The following is a 17,502-nucleotide window of genomic DNA, read 5'->3' as shown; positions in this document are numbered from 1 at the left end:
ACGACATTCCCGACCCTGATTGAGAGGAGGGCCGCCGGATGGGGTTCCTGTTCGAGGACGACAACTTCGCGTTGTTCCGCGACGGCTTCCTGCAGACGATCGAGCTGAGTGCCCTCAGCGCACTGCTCGCCCTGCTGCTGGGCACCCTGCTGGCGGCCTTCCGGGTCTCCCCGGTGCCGGTCCTGCGCGCCTTCGGCACGACCTGGGTGACGCTCTTCCGCAACACCCCGCTGACCCTGCTGTTCTTCGCCGTCACCTTCGGCCTGCCGCCGCTGGGTGTGCACTTCAGCCACATGACCTTCGCGGTGCTGGCGCTCGGCGGGTACACGGCCTCGTTCGTCTGCGAGGTGATCCGCTCCGGCATCAACACCGTGCCGCTCGGCCAGGCGGAGGCCGCCCGCAGCCTGGGCATGACCTTCGGCCAGACCCTCACCCTGGTCGTCCTGCCGCAGGCCGCCCGGACCGTCCTGGCTCCGATGAGCAGCGTGTTCATCGCCCTGCCGAGGAACTCGGCGATCGCCGGCGCGTTCAGCGTCGCCGAGCTGTACAGCTCCCAGCAGACCTTCTCCGAGCGCGGTTACTCGATCTTCGCGATCTTCTTCTGGGTGGCCTGCGCCTACCTGCTGATCAGTGCGACGGTCGCCACGTTCTTCCGCTTCCTGGAATCCCGACTGGCGGTGGCCCGATGAGCGAGCGCAGCGAGCGAATCATCAAGAGGTGCGCACGGGCGAACGCCCCTGCCGAACGCAGCGAGGTGGGCGCATGAGCCTGTTCCAGCGCCCCGCGACGGCCAGTGTCCTCTACGACACCCCCGGCCCCAGGGCCCGCTCCCGCTACCGCCTGTTCGGCGTCCTCTCCCTGATCGGCGTCGCCGGCCTCCTCTGGTACGTCTTCAGCGCGCTCGCCGACAACGGCCAGTTCGACGCGGAGATGTGGGACGCGTTCCAGTACAACACCGTCCAGCAGATGATCCTGGACGGTCTGCTGGCCACCCTGAAGGCCTTCGGCCTGGCCGCGGCGTTCTCGCTCACCCTCGGCGCGCTGCTGGCCGCCGGGCAGCTCTCCGACCACCGGCCGGTCCGCTGGCTCTGCGTCGGCTTCGTCCAGTTCTTCCGGGCGATGCCGCTGCTGATCCTGATCGTCGCCCTCTACTACGCGTTCTTCGCCAAGGACCCGATGTGGGCGCTCGTGCTCGGGCTCACGCTCTACAACGGCTCGGTCCAGGCGGAGATCATCCGGAGCGGCGTCAACGCCGTCCCGCGTGGTCAGGGTGAGGCGGCGTACGCCCTCGGCATGCGCAAGACCCAGGTGATGAGCGGCATCCTGGTGCCGCAGGCCGTGCGCTCGATGCTGCCAACGATGATCGGCCAGCTGGTCGTCACCCTCAAGGACACCTCGCTCGGGTACATCATCACCTACAACGAGCTGCTGTTCATCGGCAAGAAGATCGCCAGCCAGCCGCTGAACGCCGCCGGGTTCCCCTACATCCCCGTGGTGCTCGTGATCGGCCCGATCTACATCGTCATGTGCCTGCTGCTGACCGCGCTCGCGCGCTGGATCGAGGCCCGTGGTCGTCGCGGCGCGAACCGGCGCACTTCAGCTGCTGCTTGACGGACACGCAGGTGAACTGTTGCATTGCTCTTCGTGACACCTCCCGGGAGCATCCACGCGGCATATGCGGCAGCGGTAACTGACGCCGGCCGATCGGCCGGTTCGTGCCCGGAGGTCCCCTCATGGACCCGGTGATCGTGGTCGGGGCCGGACCGGTCGGTCTGGCCCTGGCCCTCGCCCTCGCCCGGCACGAGGTGCCGACCATCGTCCTGGACGAGGGCTCCGGGCTCTGCCCCGAAGGCCCGCGCAGCCTCGTCGTCGGCGCCGACACCGCCGCCTTCCTGACCCGGATCGGCTACCCGCGGGCGGTCTCCGACTCCGCCCTCTGGGACTCCTTCACCATCTGGCGGCGCCGCCAGGAAGTGCTGCGGATCGACCTCACCGACTCGCCCACCTTCCACCTCCCCCAGCACCGCCTCCAGCGCGGCCTGCGCGACGCCCTGACCGGCACCCCGCTGATCAAGCTGGTCCCGCTCAACCGGGTCGTCGAGCTCGAACAGGACCGGGACGGCGTCAGCATCCGCACCGTGGGCACCCAGAACGGCGCCGCCACCTGGTGGCGCGGCAGCCACCTGGTCGGCTGCGACGGCGCGAGATCCACCGTCCGCAAGCTCCTCAAGATCCGCTTCCCGGGCCGGCCCGCGGTCGACCGCAACGCCGTCGCCACCGTCCGGGTCGACCTGCCCTTCGACGGCGCCCGGCTGCACCGCGAGCCCCCGTGGCGCGGCGACCGCGAGGCCTCCGCCCGTCCACTGCCGGACGGCATCTGGCGGCTCGACTGGCGGCTGCCCCCGGGCCGCCCCGCCCCCACCGAGACGGTCGACCCGCACGCCACCTGGCCGGGCATCGTCACCGGCGACACCCTTCTCACCCGGGTCACCGCCACCCTCACCGGCTGGTGCGGCGAACTCCCCCGCTTCGAGCTGCTCGCCGCCGCCGACCACACCGCCCAGCAGCGCCTCGCCGCCCGCTTCCGGGTCGGCCGCTGCTTCCTGGCCGGCGACGCCGCCCACCTGCACGGCGCGCTCGGCATGCAGAACCTCACGGACGGGCTGCGCGACGCCGACAACCTCGCCTGGCGGCTCGCCCTCGCCTGGCACCTCCACTCCGGCGGCCCGCAGCCCGGCGGCTCTCTGCTGGACGGCTACGAGGCCGAACGGCGCGGCGCGGTCGGCGCCCGGCTGCGCGCCGTCGACCAGTCCATGCCGCTGCTGCGCCCACTGCGCGGCTGGCAGCAGACCCGGCGCTCGCTGCTGGTCGGCGGCTTCCGCAAGCACGCCCCGCTGCTCGCCGACGGCCAGCTCGGCACCGGCCGCTTCGGCGGCGCGCCCGCCTACCCGGCGGCGCCCTCCGGTGTTCCCGGGAGGGTCCCGGTGCAGCGCGGCTCGCGCGGCACCACCTCGCTCAGCGAGCTGCTGCCCGCCACCGCCCCCGGCGTGCTCGTCCCGGACCTGCCGGTGCTCGCCACCGACGGCACCCCCGACCACCTGCACGCCCGGCTCGGCGCCACCTTCCTGCTGCTGCTGGTCGCCCCCGGCACCGCCGTCTGGTCGTCCGAGCACTGGCTCGGCGCCGGGCTGATGCCCCGGCTCGCCGAGGTCGCCGCCGCCCTGCCGGTCCCCGCCGAGGTGCTGGTCACCGAGGACTACCCGGGCGCCGGCCCGCACACCGTCCTGCTGATCCGCCCCGACGGCCACCTCGTCGGCGTCACCCAGGGTGCCGTCGCCGAGGACCTCCTCGCCCTCGCCGACCGCGCCCGCGGCGGCCCGGCGACCCTCGGGCCGGCCCCGGAGCCCGAGGCCGAACCCGAGCCCCGGTCCGACCTCGAAGCCCGGTCCGACCGCGAGCCCCGGTCCGACCTCGAACCCCGGCTCGCCGACCGGCACGCCCCGCAGCAGGTCGACAGCCCGAGCTAGTGCCGCCGTCGGCCCCGGCCCGCGGCGGTCCGACGCCCCGACGGCGGACGACGGGGACCGACCGTCCGGGAGTCGACCGTCCGGGGACCGACCGCTTGCGCACCGACCGCTTCGGCACCGACCGCCCGGGCAACGACCGCCCCGGCCCGCCGACCCGTCAGCTCGCCACCGCCGTCGCGCGGCTCTCGCGGACCACGGTCACCCGGATCTGCCCCGGGTAGGTCAGCTCGGCCGAGACCTGCCGGGCGACCTCGCGGGCGATCAGCTCCGCACCGAGGTCGTCCACCGCGTCCGGACGGACCATCACCCGGACCTCGCGGCCGGCCTGCATCGCGTAGACGTCGGCCACGCCCGGGTGCGAGCGCGCGATCTCCTCCAGCCGCGCCAGCCGACGGACGTACAGCTCCAGCGACTCCTTGCGCGCCCCGGGCCGACCGCCCGAGCAGGCGTCCGCGGCCTGGGTCAGCACGGCCGTGACGGTCTCGGGCTCCACCTCGTTGTGGTGCGCGGCGATCGCGTGCACCACTTCCGGGGACTCGCCGTGGCGCCGCGCGAGTGAGGCGCCGACCGCCGCGTGGCTGCCCTCGACCTCGTGGGTGAGCGCCTTGCCGATGTCGTGCAGCAGTGCGGCGCGGCGCACCGGCTCCGGGTCCACGCCGAGTTCGGCGGCCATCATCCCGGCCAGGTGCGCGGACTCCAGCAGGTGCCCGAGCACGTTCTGCCCGTACGAGACCCGGTAGCGCAACGAGCCCAGGGTGCGGACGAGTTCGGGGTGCATCGCGCCGACCCGGGCGTCCAGCAGGGCGTCCTCGCCGGCCCGGACGCAGCTCAGCTCGATCTCCGCGCGACTGCGCTCGTGGAGCTGCTCGATCCGGGTCGGGTGGATCCGTCCGTCCTCGACCAGCTGCTGCAGGGTGAGCCGGGCGGTCTCCCGGCGGACCGGGTCGAAGCAGGACAGCTGCACCGACTCCGGGGTGTCGTCGACGATCAGGTTCACTCCGGTGACGGCCTCGAAGGCGCGGATGTTGCGGCCCTCACGGCCGATGATCCGGCCCTTCATCTCCTCGTTCGGCAGCCGCAGGACACTGACGGCGCTCTCCGCGGTCTGCTCCGTCGCCAGCCGCTGGATGGCGACGGCGAGGACGGACCGCGCCCGGCGCTCGCCCTCCTCCTTGGCCTCGCGCTCGATCTCCCGGACGGTGACCGCGGCCGCCAACCGGGCCGAGGCCTCGGCCTCGTGCAGGAGTTCGGCGCGGGCCTGCTCGGCGGAGAGCCCGGCGGCCCGCTCCAGGGCGGCAGCCCGGCGGGTCACCAGCGCCTCTGCCTCGACCCGGGAGCGCTCCGACTCGGCCGCGCGTTCGGCCAGTTCGTCCTCGCGTCGGCGGAGCCTGCGCAGCTCCTCGGCCAACTGCTCCTCGCGGCGGGTGAGTTCGGCCTGCTGCCGGGCGGTCTGCTGTTCGGCCCGGTGCCGGGCCCGCTCGGCCTCGGCCAGCGCGCCGCGCCGGTCCGCCCGCAGCCGTTTGATGACCAGCCCGGCGAACACCACGAGCACGGCCAGGAGGAGAGCCGCCGAACCGGCGATCGCCGGCAGCGCGCCGCTCGGTCCGGCGCCCACCGACATCGTCATGCCGCCCACTCCTCGTCCCCTGCGCGGGCCGCCGTCCGGAGGCGCCCCGGGCACTGAAGGCGAGGCTAGGTGGGGGTCACGAAATGGTCAAGACTTGGCCTGGTCACCACCAAGAAGCCCACGAAACCGCCACTACTCCCACTCCGTTTCCGACGGGCCGCCAGGCTCCTCGTCCAACGCGGCGCGCACCACCCGGAACGCCAGCCCCTCGGAGTAGCCGCGCCGGGCCAGCATGCCGACCAGCCGCCGGGTGCGGACCTGCCGGTCCAGGCCGCGGGTGGACCGCAGCTTGCGCTCGACCAGGGCCCGGGCCGCGTCCGTCTCGTCGTCGTGGTCGACCTGGGCGACGGCCTGCTCGACCAGGTCGGCGGCCACCCCCTTGGTGCGCAGCTCCTGGGCCAGCGCCCGCCGGGACAGGCCCCGGACGGCGTGCCGGGACTCCACCCAGGCGGCGGCGAAGGCGCCGTCGTCGATCAGCCCGACCTCTTCGAGCCGGGTGAGCACCTCGTCGGCGACCTCGTCCGGGATCTCCCGCTTGCGCAGGGCGTCGGCGAGCTGCTTGCGGGTCTTGGCGGCGCCGGTCAGCAGCCGCAGGCAGATGTCCCGGGCGCGGGTCTCCGGATCGACCGCTTCCTCGGCCTGCTTCCGGGAGGCACGACCGGCGCGCTCCAGCCCGCCGGCCGGCAGCCCGCCACCCGCAGGACCCTCGTCCGGCAGTCCGTCATCCGGCAGTCCCTCGGCGGAACGCCCGCGCCGGGTACGGCCCCGGCGGGCACCGGAGCGGGGGGGCGAGGCGGCCGCACCCCCGTGACCGGCCGCCTCGTCCTCGCCCCAGCCGTGGTCCGTGCCCGTCGACGCGGGGCCGGGCAGGCCCGCTCCGGGCTCCTCGGCCGCCAGGGCCGAGCGCCGGCGACGGCGGCCGGAGGGCAGTTCGGAGGCCGAGACCAGCCCGAGCGCCTCGACCGAAGCCTCCGCCGGCCCCGGCCCGGGCGCCGCGCCGCGCACCGCCCGGGCCGGGGCCCGGTCGAACTCCGGCTCCCGGCCGGATGTCCTCTGCACGGTGAACGGCCGCTCCCGCCGCCCCCGGCGGGGGCGCGACGGCGCGGGAGGCTCCGGCGCGGGCTCCGGCTCCTCCGCGACCGCGGCGAACCAGTCCGGCGGCCCGTGGTCGTCGTCCTCCGGGCCCGCCGGGCCGCCGCCCACCGTGTCGTACTGCGTCAACGGCTCAGGCCTTGGCCGCCGCGGTCTTCTTCGCCGCGGCCGCCTTGGCGACGGTCGTGGTGATCGGCTTCGCGGTTGCGTCCGCGGCGGTGTCCGCCTCGCCCGCAGCCGGCTCCTCGGTCTTCGGGCCGATGCCGAGCTTGCCCTTGATCTTCCGCTCGATCTCGTCGGCGAGCTGCGGGTTGTCCCGCAGGAAGTTGCGGGCGTTCTCCTTGCCCTGGCCGAGCTGGTCGCCCTCGTAGGTGTACCAGGCTCCCGACTTGCGGATGAAGCCGTGCTCGACGCCCATGTCGATCAGGCCGCCCTCGCGGCTGATGCCGACGCCGTAGAGGATGTCGAACTCGGCCTGCTTGAACGGCGCGGCGACCTTGTTCTTGACCACCTTGACGCGGGTGCGGTTGCCGACCGCCTCGGTGCCGTCCTTCAGGGTCTCGATCCGGCGGATGTCCAGCCGGACCGAGGCGTAGAACTTCAGCGCCCGGCCACCGGTCGTGGTCTCCGGCGAACCGAACATCACGCCGATCTTCTCGCGCAGCTGGTTGATGAAGATCGCGGTGGTGTTCGACTGGTTCAGCGCACCGGCGATCTTGCGCAGCGCCTGGCTCATCAGGCGGGCCTGCAGACCGACGTGCGAGTCACCCATCTCGCCCTCGATCTCCGCGCGCGGGACGAGCGCCGCGACCGAGTCGATGATCACCAGGTCGATCGCGCCGGAGCGGATCAGCATGTCGGTGATCTCCAGGGCCTGCTCACCGGTGTCCGGCTGGCTGACCAGCAGGGCGTCGGTGTCCACGCCGAGCTTCTTGGCGTACTCCGGGTCGAGCGCGTGCTCCGCGTCGACGAAGGCGACCGTGCCGCCGGCCTTCTGGGCGTTGGCCGCCAGGTGCAGGGTCAGGGTCGTCTTGCCGGAGGACTCGGGGCCGTAGATCTCGATCACTCGGCCGCGCGGGATGCCGCCGACCCCGAGGGCGACGTCCAGGGCGGTCGACCCGGTGGAGATCACCTCGACGGGCTCATTGGCCTTCTCGCCGAGGCGCATCACCGAGCCCTTGCCGAACTGCCGCTCGATCTGGGCGAGCGCGGTTTCCAGGGCCTTCTCGCGGTCCGTACCTGCCATGGCTTTTTCCCTCGGGTTCTGTGCTGTGCGCTTCATCGTCATCGACGCTAGCGCGTCCCACTGACAAACGAGTCCGACCGGGCTCGGCCTGTGGAAAACTCTTCGCCGGAGAGTACAAAGAACATCTGTTCGATTCAAGCGTCGCACGTCGGCGCGGTGGCGCCCCGGGTCCCGCCCCGGGGCGCCGCCCTCGCCTCACTCCCCGTCCCCTCCGACCATCCGCCGCAGCCGCCGCGCCGCCTCCCGGCGCAGCTCCCGCCGGGCCCGCCGCTGCTCGCCCCGGTCGATCCGGGGGTCGGTGGCCACCTCGTAGCGCCGCACGTACGTCCCCACGAAGCCCTGCAGGGTCGCCGCCGCCGGGATCGCGATCAGCGCGCCCACCGCACCGAGCAGCGCCGCGCCCGCGATCACCGCGCCGAAGGCCACCGCCGGGTGCACGTCCACGGTCCGCGCGGTGATCCTCGGGTGCAGCAGGTAGTTCTCGACCTGCTGGTAGACCACCACGAAGACCAGCACCCAGAGCGCGTCCACCGGCTCCACGGTCAGCGCCACCAGCACCGGCAGCGCACCGGCCAGGTACGTCCCGATGGTCGGCACGAACTGCGACATGACGCCCACCCAGATCGCCAGCGCCACCGCGTACGGCAGGTCCAGCAGCGCGAACATCACCCAGTGCCCGGCGGCCGACACCACCGCGAGCAGCGCCCGGGAGTAGAGGTAGCCGCCGGTCTTGGCCAGCGCGATCTCCCAGGCCCGCAGCACCTCGCCCTGCCTGGCGGGCGGCAGCAGCGAGCAGACCGTCCGGCGCACCCGCGGTCCCTCGGCGGTGAAGTAGAAGGTGAACAGCCCGACCGTGAAGGCCTGGAAGAGCCCGCCGATCACGGAGGAGGAGACGCCCCAGACGTTGTCGGCGGCCTGCTGGGCGTAGTTCTCGATGGTGCCGGAGTCCTTGAGCAGCCGCTTCTGCAGCTCGTCCAGCGAGAGGTCCTGGTGGAAGGTCCGGTTGACCCAGCCGATCAGGTTGTCGACCAGGTGCGGCAGGTCTCCCGCGATCTTGCCCACCTGGTCGACCAGCAGCGTGCCGAGCGCGGCGAGGAACCCGGCCACCGCGACCCCGACGGCGACGAACACCAGGAAGGTGCCGACCCCCCGGCGCACCCCGCGCGCCGCCATCCGGTCGACGGCCGGCTCCAGCGCGAGCGAGAGGAAGAAGGCCACCAGCAGCATCACGAAGAGGTCGATCAGCTGCCGGAAGGCCCAGTCCGCGAGCTGGAACAGTCCGACCAGGACGAGGAACAGCGCCATCGCCCTGGGCAGCCAGCGCGGCATCCCGCCGCCCCACAGGGCGCCGCCGCCCTCCCGCGCGCGACCGCTCCGGGCGTCGTCGGCGGGCCCTCCGGCGGCCCGCACGCCGTCACCGGCCCGCGCACCCCCGGCGACCCGCACCGCCCTGTCCGAATTCTTCTGTTCTGCGCTGCTTGTCACCGGGACAGTCTGTCCCATGCCCGGAGGCCCGGAGCGGACCCCGGAGGTCAGCGCAGCAGCGTCGAGACCCCCTGGGTCTCGCAGACCACCCGCCAGACGTCCTTGGCCTCCCAGCCCGCCTCCAGCGCCTGGCGCACGGTCCGCCCGCCCAGCTCGCTCATCACGTGGTCGCTCGCGAACGACTCCGCGTACGTCTCCCCGAAGTGCGCGTGCATCCGTCGCCAGAACTCCGTCAGCCTCATGCCCCAAGTATCCCGGACCGACCACCCGCGCCCCGGACCGGCCACCACCCGGCCGCCGGCGCACACCCGACCCCACGCGGTCCGGCCCGTCTCCGCCCGGCCCCGGACCCCGCCCGGCCCGGGACCCCGTGCGTCCCCGGGCTCACCGCGGCAGTGCCAGCAGCCCCGCCCCGAAGAACTGCCGGTCCCCGCAGGCGTACGGTCCGGGCGGGCAGCCCGCCGCCGCCGTGTTCGCGAGCAGCGCCGCCAACGCGTCCGAGTCGAAGTCCGGGTGCAGTGCGGCCGCCACCGCCACCGCGCCGGTCACGTGCGCGGCCGCCATCGAGGTGCCGGCCAGCGCCGCGTACTGGCCCCCGGGCCAGTCGGAGACGATCGCGTTCTGCGGCCCGCCGTCCGGGTCGCCGCCGGGGGCGGCCAGCGAGACCCGGCCGCGCCCGAAGTTGGTGTAGGCGGACGGGTGGCCGTCCCGGTTGACGGCGGTGACGGTGACGACGCCGGGCAGCTCGCCGGGCAGCCGGACGCACTCGGTGCCCAGGTAGCGGGTCTGCGCCGGGCCGGAGACCCGGTCGTTGGGGCTGCGCTCGTCGGTCCGGGGGGCGCCGAGGTCCTGCGCGTCGTTGCCCGCCGAGGCGACCACCACCGCGCCCTTGCTCCGGGCGTACCCGGCGGCCCGTCCGACGGCGGCGGTCAGCGCGGCCTGGTCCCGGTCCTCGGGGCAGTTGTACTTCCACGGGTCCGCGAAGTAGCTGTTGTTGACCGCCTTGGCGCCGTGGTCGGCGGCCCAGAGCAGCCCGCAGACCATGTTCTCGGCGTAGTACTGCCCGAGCGGTCCGAGCAGCCGGACGGCGGCGATCCGCACGCCCGGCGCGACCCCGGTGACGCCGCGGCCGTCCCGGGCGGCGCCGACGATCCCGGCGACGTGGGTGCCGTGGCCGCTCTCCCCCACTCCGGGGTCGGGCCGCCAGGCTCCGGTGCGGGCGTCGGGCCGGCCGTCGGCGCAGGAGGCGGAGGCCTTCGGGTCGACCGCTGCGCGCAGGTCGGGGTGGGTGTCGTCCACGCCGGAGTCCAGCACGGCGACCAGCACCCGGTGCAGCGCCTCGGGGTCCGGCACGACGCCCGCGGGGGCGCTGTTCGGTGCCGGGGAGGCGTCGCCGGTGCGGAGCGCGGTCGCGCCGAGCATGGCGAGGTTCCAGGCGCCGCCCTCGGCGGGGTCGGGCACGGTGGCGGTGCCCGACCCGGCCGCCCGGTCGTCCCCGGCGCGGACCGCGCGGACCGCGCCGAGGGCGTCCGCACCGACGGCCCCGTGCCCGCCCCGGTCCGCGCCCACCGTGAAGTCCCCGGCCCCGTCCACCGCCCGGGGCGGCGCCACCACCGGCGCGGTGCGGGTCGCGCCGACGGCGGCGATCCCGGGCCGGCTGCGCACCTTGTCCGCGAACCTGCCGGTCGCGTACGTCAGGACGGCCCCGATCTGCGGGTACTCCTGCACCACCTGGCCACCCGCCGCCCGGCTCTCGGCCCCGGCCCGGGCCGCCCCGGACGCGTCCTCCCGCTCGGCCAGCACCAGGTAGCTGAGGTAGGACCGCCCGGGCCCGGACACAGACGGGACGGCCCCACCCAGCACGAGGGCCGTGAGCAGCATCGCGAGCAACGCCCGGACGGGCCCGCGGACCCGGCGGCGCCGGGCGGCGCGGGCGGGCCTGCCCGGCGGGTGCGCCTGCGCCATCGCACGGTCTCCGCTCGTCGTTCCGGTGGGTCACGAATGGATCAAGCTTCCGAATCATCACCATATGAGCGGATTGTCGTTTCTGCCCCCTGGCTTGCACCCCCCGCCTCCCGGGACGGCCCGGCCGCACCTTGCCGCCCCGGACGCTCCCGCCCGCCGGCCCCGCCCCGCGCCCGGTTGTCGGTCCCACCCGGCACCATGGGGGCATGGCGCCCCAGCACCCGACCCCGCCCGCCCACGACCCGCTCGCCGGCTTCGCCCCGACCACCCGGGCCTGGTTCACCGGCGCCTTCTCCGCCCCCACCACCGCCCAGGCCGAGGCCTGGCGCGCCATCGGACGGGACACCGACGTCCTGGTGGTCGCCCCCACCGGCTCCGGCAAGACGCTCGCCGCCTTCCTCTCCGCCCTGGACCGGCTCAGCAGCACCCCGCCGCCGGCCGAGAGCAAGCGCCGCTGCCGCGTCCTCTACGTCTCCCCGCTCAAGGCCCTCGCGGTGGACGTCGAACGGAACCTGCGCGCCCCGCTGACCGGCCTGCGCCAGGCCGCCGTCCGGCTCGGCCTGCCCGAGCCCGAGGTCCAGGTCGCCATCCGCTCCGGCGACACCCCGGCCGCCGACCGCCGCCGCTTCGCGACCCACCCGCCGGACATCCTGATCACCACCCCCGAGTCACTGTTCCTGCTGCTCACCTCCGCCTCCCGGGAGGCCCTGCGCGGGGTGGACACGGTGATCCTGGACGAGGTGCACGCCGTCGCCGGCACCAAGCGCGGCGCCCACCTCGCGCTCACCCTGGAGCGGCTGGACGAGCTGCTGGACCGCCCGGCACGCCGGATCGGCCTGTCCGCGACGGTCCGCCCGGTCGAGGAGGTCGCCCGCTTCCTGAGCCCGCAGCGCGGCGCCGTCGTCGTCCAGCCCCCCGCCGACAAGGACTTCGACCTCTCGGTGGTCGTCCCCGTCCCCGACCTGGACGACCTGCCCGCCGCACCGGCCACCGGCGGCGCAGCCGACAGCGACCCCCAGCGCCAGAGCTCGATCTGGCCGCACGTCGAGGAGCGGATCGTCGACCTGGTCGAGGCGCACCGCTCGACCATCGTCTTCGCCAACTCCCGCCGCCTCGCCGAGCGCCTGTGCAACCGGCTGAACGAGATCGCCCACGAGCGCGCCACCGGCACCGTCACCCCCGGGGCGCACGCCCCGGCCCAGCTGATGGGCGGCTCCGGCGCCGCCAAGGGCGCGCCCGCGGTCATCGCCCGGGCCCACCACGGCTCCGTCTCCAAGGAACAGCGCTCCCTGGTCGAGGAGGAGCTGAAGGCCGGCCGGCTGCCGGCCGTGGTCGCCACCTCCAGCCTGGAGCTGGGCATCGACATGGGCGCCGTGGAACTCGTCGTCCAGGTCGAGTCCCCGCCCTCGGTCGCCTCCGGCCTGCAGCGGGTCGGCCGGGCCGGCCACCAGGTCGGCGCCGTCTCCACCGGCGTCTTCTTCCCCAAGTACCGGGGCGACCTCGTGCAGTCGGCGGTGGTCACCGAGCGGATGCGGGCCGGCCGGATCGAGGCGCTGCGCATCCCGCGCAACCCGCTGGACGTGCTCGCCCAGCAGCTGGTCGCGATGACGGCCATGGACGCCTGGCCGGTGGACGACCTGCTCGCCGTGGTCCGCCGCGCCGCGCCCTTCGCGACCCTCCCGCAGTCCGCCTTCGACGCCGTCCTCGACATGCTGGCCGGCCGCTACCCCTCGGACGCCTTCGCCGAGCTGCGCCCGCGCGTGGTGTGGGACCGGGTGGCCGGCACCGTGACCGGCCGCCCCGGCGCCCAGCGCCTGGCCGTCACCTCCGGCGGCACCATCCCCGACCGCGGCCTGTTCGGCGTGTTCATCGCCGGCACCACTGCGTCCGACTCGAAAACGGGCAAGAAGGGCGGCGGCCGGGTCGGCGAGCTCGACGAGGAGATGGTCTACGAGTCCCGCGTCGGCGACGTGTTCACCCTCGGCACCACCTCCTGGCGGATCGAGGAGATCACCCACGACAAGGTGCTCGTCACCCCCGCTCCCGGCATCCCCGGCCGGCTCCCGTTCTGGAAGGGCGACACCCTCGGCCGCCCGCTCGAACTCGGCCGCGCCCTCGGCGCGTTCACCCGCGAACTGGGGGCGCTGCTGCCCGAGGCCGCCACGGAACGCCTCAAGCGGGCCGGGCTGGACGACTGGGCCGCCGCCAACCTGCTCGACTACCTCGCCGAACAGCGCGCCGCCTGCGGCCACCTCCCGGACGACCGCACCATCGTGGTCGAGCGCTTCCGGGACGAACTCGGCGACTGGCGGATCGTCATCCACTCCCCCTTCGGCGCCCAGGTGCACGCGCCCTGGGCCCTCGCCCTCGGCGCCCGGCTGCGCGAGAAGCACGGCCTGGACCCGCAGGTCATGCACGCCGACGACGGCATCGTGCTCCGCCTGCCCGACGCCGACCTGCTCTCCCCCGACTTCGACTTCGCCGCCCCCGCCGCCCCGGCCGCCCGGCCCGGTGCGGACGAGGCCCCGGTCGGCGCCGACGCCGCCCTGTTCGAGCCCGGCGAGATCGAGCAGCTGGTCACCGACCAGGTCGGCGGCTCCGCCCTGTTCGCCTCCCGCTTCCGCGAGTGCGCCGGCCGCGCCCTGCTGCTGCCCCGCCGCAACCCCGGCCGCCGCACCCCGCTGTGGCAGCAGCGCCAGCGCGCCGCCCAACTCCTCGAAGTCGCCTCCGAGTACGGTTCGTTCCCGATCGTCCTGGAGGCCGTCCGGGAGTGTCTGCAGGACGTCTTCGACGTCCCCGGCCTGGTCGAGCTGATGGGCGACCTCGAATCCCGCGCCGTCAGGCTGGTCGAGGTCACCACCCCCGAACCCTCTCCCTTCGCCCGCTCGCTGCTCTTCGGCTACGTCGCCCAGTTCCTCTACGAGGGCGACTCCCCGCTCGCCGAGCGCCGCGCCGCCGCCCTCTCGCTGGACTCCCGGCTGCTGTCCGAACTCCTCGGCCAGGCCGAGCTGAGCGAACTGCTCGACCCCCGGGTGCTCGCCGAGCTGGAGGCCGAACTCCAGCGCCTCACCCCGGAGCGCCGGATCAAGGACGCCGAGGGCGTCGCCGACGCCCTGCGCCTGCTCGGCCCGCTCACCGAGGCCGAGTTGACCGCCCGCGGCGCCGAACCGCTCTGGGCGCTGGAGCTGGAGGCCGCCCGCCGGGTGATCCAGGTCCGGATCGCCGGCGACCAGCGCTGGGCCGCGATCGAGGACGCCGGGCGGCTGCGCGACGCACTCGGCACCCCGCTGCCCGTCGGCGTCCCCGAGGCCTTCACCGAGCCGGTCAAGGACCCGCTGGGCGATCTGATCGCCCGCCACGCCCGGACCCACGGCCCGTTCACCGCCGCCGGGGCCGCTGCCCGCTACGGCCTGGGCAGCGCCGTCGTGACCGGCGCGCTGCACCGCCTCACCGCCGCCGGCCGCCTGGTCCAGGGCCAGTTCCTCCCGCCCACCGCCCGTCTGCACCCTTCGCCGGAAGCGCTCGGCGCCGCCCCCGTCGACCACACCGCACCGGAGTGGTGCGACGCCGAGGTCCTGCGCAGGCTGCGCCGCCGCTCGCTGGCCGCCCTGCGCCAGGAGGTCGAGCCGGTCCCGCCGCGCGCGCTGGCCGCCTTCCTCCCGCAGTGGCAGCACCTGGCCGGCCACCGGCTGCGCGGCCCGGACGGTCTGCTCCGAGTGGTCGAACAGCTGCAGGGCACCGCGCTGCCCGCCTCCGCCCTGGAGAAGCTGGTCCTCCCGGCCCGGCTCGCCGACTACTCCCCCGGCCTGCTGGACGAGTTGACGGCGGCCGGCGAGATCGGCTGGTGCGGCGCCGGGGCGCTGCCCGGCAAGGACGGCTGGCTCAGCCTCCACCTCACCGAGAACGCCCACCTGCTGCGGCCCGAGCCCGTCCCGCCCGCGCTCACCCCGCTGCACAGCGCCCTGATGTCGGCGCTGGCGGGCGGCTACGGCCTGTTCTTCCGCCAACTCGTCCAGCAGCTGCCGGAGGAGACCCCGGAGCCCGCGGTCGTAGAAGCCCTCTGGGACCTGGTCTGGGCCGGTTACGTCACCAACGACACCCTCGCCCCGCTGCGCGCCCTGCTCGGCTCCGGCCGGACGGCGGGCGCCACCGCCCACCGCGCGCCCCGGTCCACCCCGCGCGGCCGCTACGGCACCGCGGGCCGCGCCCTGGGCCGCCCCGGCGGCGCCCTGCGCAGCGGCCCGCCGACGGTGGCCGGGCGCTGGTCGCTGCTGCCCGCCCTCGCCGCCGACCCGACGGTCCGGGCCACCGCGCAGGCGCAGAACCTGCTGGACCGGCACGGTCTGCTCACCAGGGGGGCGGTCGCGGCCGAGCGGGTGCCCGGCGGCTTCGCCGGGGTCTACCGGGTGCTGGCGGCGATGGAGGAGCGCGGCCGGGCCCGTCGGGGCTACTTCGTCGAGGGCCTGGGCGGCGCCCAGTTCGCCATGGAGGGCGCGGCCGACCGGCTGCGCTCGGTCAACGGCCGGTTGGAGCGCACCGCGGCCACCGAGTGGCCGGCCGCCCCGGCCGCCGAGCCGCCGCAGACGCTGGTGCTGGCCGCCGCCGACCCGGCGAACGCCTACGGCGCCGCCCTGCCCTGGCCCGAGCCGCCCACCGCCCCCGGCGGCAAGGAGTCCACGGCCCACCGTCCGGGCCGCAAGGCGGGCGCCCTGGTGGTCCTGGTGGACGGCGAGCTGGCGCTGTACGTCGAGCGCGGCGGCAAGTCCCTGCTGGCCTGGCCGGAGGACGGGGGCACCCGGGCGCTCGCGGCGGGAGCACTGGCCGCCGCCGTCCGCGGGGGCGCGCTCGGCACCGTCACGGTGGAGCGGGCCAACGGCGAGCCCGCTCTCGGTTCGGAGCTCGGCCGCGCCCTGGAGGAGGCGGGCTTCCACGCCACCCCCCGCGGCCTGCGCCTGCGGCCGTAGTCCGTCGGCGCACCCGCCCCCGGACACGGCGGAGGCCGCGGGGTCCGGGACCCCGCGGCCTCCGGCCACGTCGAATCACCCGATCGGCGGCGGCTGTGCCTCCACCGGTCGTACCGCCTCAGTGCTCCGGCGACGGGCCGGTCCGGTCGCGTTCCGGTCAGCGTGGACCGGGATGAGGCCGAGGCCCCAGCCTCCGGCCGCGAGCAGCCCCAGCGCCGCACCGTCGACCGCCTGCCCCCGGACGACCAGGAGCCACCAGGCGAGCCCGGCCGCCACTGCCGCCAGGACCCACCGCACCGGACGCCGTTTCCGGAGCAACAACCGCGCCCGCGCCCGTATTCGGGCTGCCGGGCGCATCATCGCGTCTCTCCGCACGATCGCCCTCCCTTCGCTCGCCCCGGGCGGCGATGCCCGGGTCGAGGCCGGGATCAGGCGGCGACCACGTCCATCGCGGCGGCCTTGGGCGACATGTTCGCCCGGTCGGTGCCGGGGGCGGGAAGCGGAACCGGTTCGAGTACCGGCCTCAGCAGATCACCTTCGGAGAGGGTGGCCATCGCCGCAAGTTCGGCGAGCGACAGTTCGTCGCTGACCTCGCGCATGACCTCGGACATCCGGACGTCGAGTGCGTCGCAGATGGCGGAGAGCAGCTCCGAGGAGGCCTCCTTCTGTCCCCGCTCGACCTCGGAGAGGTACCCGAGCGAAACCCTGGCGGCCGCCGACACCTCGCGGAGTGTGCGGCCCTGGCGCTGGCGCTGCCGACGCAGTACATCGCCCAGTAGGCGACGGAGCAGGATCATCGGTGCCTCCCTCCTCGGACTGCGGATCGAGATGTCACGCCCCCACCGTACCGCCTTGCCCGCTTCGCGTGCGGGGACCCTGGTCGTGTTCACTCTGGGCTGCAAGGCTGTCCCCCTCCTCGTTCCGGTGTCGTACCCGGGTTCGCGGGCCCCTCGTGGTACCCGACGCGGCCCACCCGGCCACCGTCACGCAACTCGTTCGCCACCTGGTTTCTGCCCAACCAGGCTGTTGGATGTAACACGATCCTCCAGCTGAGCCGTACCCGGGCGCCAGATCGGCAGATCTCGGTTCGGTGGAGATCCGTCGGAGGGGCCCCTACTGTGCGAGCCGGCCGACGAGCAGCTCCAGTGCGGCGGTCACCGCTCCGTGACGGATTGTGGCACGGCCGCCCGACAGCAGGGGCGAACTGACCAGAGTTCCCCCCGGGCCGGCGACCGCCAGGTGTACGGTGCCCACCGGCTGTCCGTCCTGCGGGTCCGGACCGGCCACCCCGGTCGTCGCGAGCCCGTACGTGGCCCCCAGCAGCCCCCGCACGCCCTCGGCCATCTGCCGGGCCACCACCGGGTGGACGGGCCCGTGGACGTCCAGCAGGCCCTCGTCCACACCGAGCACGGAGGCCTTGAGCTCGGTCGCGTACGCGGTGACGGAGCCCCGGAAGGTCGCGGAGGCCCCGGGGACGTCCACCAGCGCGGCGGCCAGCAGACCGCCGGTCAGCGACTCGGCGACGGCCAGCGTGCCGCCCTCGGCCCGCAGCGCGGCGTGCGCGCGCTCCGCCAGCCGGTAGTCGTGCTCCGCCAC

Annotated in this window: 12 protein-coding genes; 4 read left to right on the top strand and 8 right to left on the bottom strand. The window is 74.9% G+C overall.

Going from position 1 to position 17,502, the window contains the following annotated elements:
- Nucleotides 1-38: 38 nt before the first annotated feature.
- From ACZ7KX_RS29795 to ACZ7KX_RS29785, 3 genes are all read left to right on the top strand, one after another.
- Nucleotides 39-689, top strand: coding sequence for an amino acid ABC transporter permease (locus tag ACZ7KX_RS29795; protein ID WP_350523393.1), 651 nt, complete (start codon nucleotides 39-41; stop codon nucleotides 687-689).
- Between the two features lie 73 nt (nucleotides 690-762).
- Nucleotides 763-1,611, top strand: coding sequence for an amino acid ABC transporter permease (locus ACZ7KX_RS29790; RefSeq protein ID WP_470329168.1), 849 nt, complete (start codon nucleotides 763-765; stop codon nucleotides 1,609-1,611).
- A 122-nt stretch (nucleotides 1,612-1,733) separates the two neighbouring features.
- On the top strand, nucleotides 1,734-3,527 hold the full coding sequence (locus ACZ7KX_RS29785) for an FAD-dependent monooxygenase (protein ID WP_470329167.1): 1,794 nt from the start codon (nucleotides 1,734-1,736) through the stop codon (nucleotides 3,525-3,527).
- A 157-nt stretch (nucleotides 3,528-3,684) separates the two neighbouring features.
- On the opposite strand, the gene rny is transcribed toward ACZ7KX_RS29785, so the two are convergent.
- From rny to ACZ7KX_RS29755, 6 genes are all read right to left on the bottom strand, one after another.
- Entirely contained in the window at nucleotides 3,685-5,154 is a 1,470-nt protein-coding gene (gene rny, locus ACZ7KX_RS29780) for a ribonuclease Y (protein WP_470329166.1), read from the bottom strand.
- A 132-nt stretch (nucleotides 5,155-5,286) separates the two neighbouring features.
- Nucleotides 5,287-6,375 carry a recombination regulator RecX gene (recX, locus tag ACZ7KX_RS29775; RefSeq protein WP_470329165.1) on the bottom strand — a complete coding sequence of 363 codons (1,089 nt, stop codon included), beginning with the start codon at nucleotides 6,373-6,375 and terminating at the stop codon, nucleotides 5,287-5,289.
- A 4-nt stretch (nucleotides 6,376-6,379) separates the two neighbouring features.
- On the bottom strand, nucleotides 6,380-7,492 hold the full coding sequence (gene recA, locus ACZ7KX_RS29770; RefSeq protein ID WP_470329164.1) for a recombinase RecA: 1,113 nt from the start codon (nucleotides 7,490-7,492) through the stop codon (nucleotides 6,380-6,382).
- Between the two features lie 195 nt (nucleotides 7,493-7,687).
- On the bottom strand, nucleotides 7,688-8,977 hold the full coding sequence (locus tag ACZ7KX_RS29765) for an AI-2E family transporter (RefSeq protein ID WP_470329163.1): 1,290 nt from the start codon (nucleotides 8,975-8,977) through the stop codon (nucleotides 7,688-7,690).
- Between the two features lie 47 nt (nucleotides 8,978-9,024).
- On the bottom strand, nucleotides 9,025-9,219 hold the full coding sequence (locus ACZ7KX_RS29760) for a DUF3046 domain-containing protein (protein WP_350629141.1): 195 nt from the start codon (nucleotides 9,217-9,219) through the stop codon (nucleotides 9,025-9,027).
- 142 nt (nucleotides 9,220-9,361) lie between these two features.
- On the bottom strand, nucleotides 9,362-10,942 hold the full coding sequence (locus tag ACZ7KX_RS29755) for a S8 family serine peptidase (protein ID WP_470329162.1): 1,581 nt from the start codon (nucleotides 10,940-10,942) through the stop codon (nucleotides 9,362-9,364).
- Between the two features lie 206 nt (nucleotides 10,943-11,148).
- On the opposite strand from ACZ7KX_RS29755, the gene ACZ7KX_RS29750 reads away from it, so the two are divergent.
- Nucleotides 11,149-15,906 carry an ATP-dependent helicase gene (locus ACZ7KX_RS29750; protein ID WP_470329161.1) on the top strand — a complete coding sequence of 1,586 codons (4,758 nt, stop codon included), beginning with the start codon at nucleotides 11,149-11,151 and terminating at the stop codon, nucleotides 15,904-15,906.
- A gap of 428 nt (nucleotides 15,907-16,334) precedes the next feature.
- On the opposite strand, the gene ACZ7KX_RS29745 is transcribed toward ACZ7KX_RS29750, so the two are convergent.
- A complete protein-coding gene (locus tag ACZ7KX_RS29745) occupies nucleotides 16,335-16,703 on the bottom strand; it encodes a helix-turn-helix domain-containing protein (protein ID WP_049660741.1) in 369 nt (122 codons plus the stop codon).
- A 316-nt stretch (nucleotides 16,704-17,019) separates the two neighbouring features.
- On the bottom strand, nucleotides 17,020-17,502 hold the full coding sequence (locus ACZ7KX_RS29740; protein WP_470329160.1) for a CinA family protein: 483 nt from the start codon (nucleotides 17,500-17,502) through the stop codon (nucleotides 17,020-17,022).

The organism is Kitasatospora sp. NPDC038210 (assembly GCF_055600605.1).
This window is presented reverse-complemented; position numbering and strand designations above follow the sequence as displayed.

Excerpts from the sequence above, each read along its gene's own strand:
- ACZ7KX_RS29795 (WP_350523393.1), top strand. The coding sequence starts at position 39 with ATGGGGTTCCTGTTCGAGGACGACAACTTCGCGTTGTTCCGCGACGGC.
- ACZ7KX_RS29790 (WP_470329168.1), top strand. The coding sequence starts at position 763 with ATGAGCCTGTTCCAGCGCCCCGCGACGGCCAGTGTCCTCTACGACACC.
- ACZ7KX_RS29785 (WP_470329167.1), top strand. The coding sequence starts at position 1,734 with ATGGACCCGGTGATCGTGGTCGGGGCCGGACCGGTCGGTCTGGCCCTG.
- rny (WP_470329166.1), bottom strand. The coding sequence starts at position 5,154 with ATGACGATGTCGGTGGGCGCCGGACCGAGCGGCGCGCTGCCGGCGATC.
- recA (WP_470329164.1), bottom strand. The coding sequence starts at position 7,492 with ATGGCAGGTACGGACCGCGAGAAGGCCCTGGAAACCGCGCTCGCCCAG.
- ACZ7KX_RS29760 (WP_350629141.1), bottom strand. The coding sequence starts at position 9,219 with ATGAGGCTGACGGAGTTCTGGCGACGGATGCACGCGCACTTCGGGGAG.
- ACZ7KX_RS29755 (WP_470329162.1), bottom strand. The coding sequence starts at position 10,942 with ATGGCGCAGGCGCACCCGCCGGGCAGGCCCGCCCGCGCCGCCCGGCGC.
- ACZ7KX_RS29750 (WP_470329161.1), top strand. The coding sequence starts at position 11,149 with ATGGCGCCCCAGCACCCGACCCCGCCCGCCCACGACCCGCTCGCCGGC.
- ACZ7KX_RS29745 (WP_049660741.1), bottom strand. The coding sequence starts at position 16,703 with ATGATCCTGCTCCGTCGCCTACTGGGCGATGTACTGCGTCGGCAGCGC.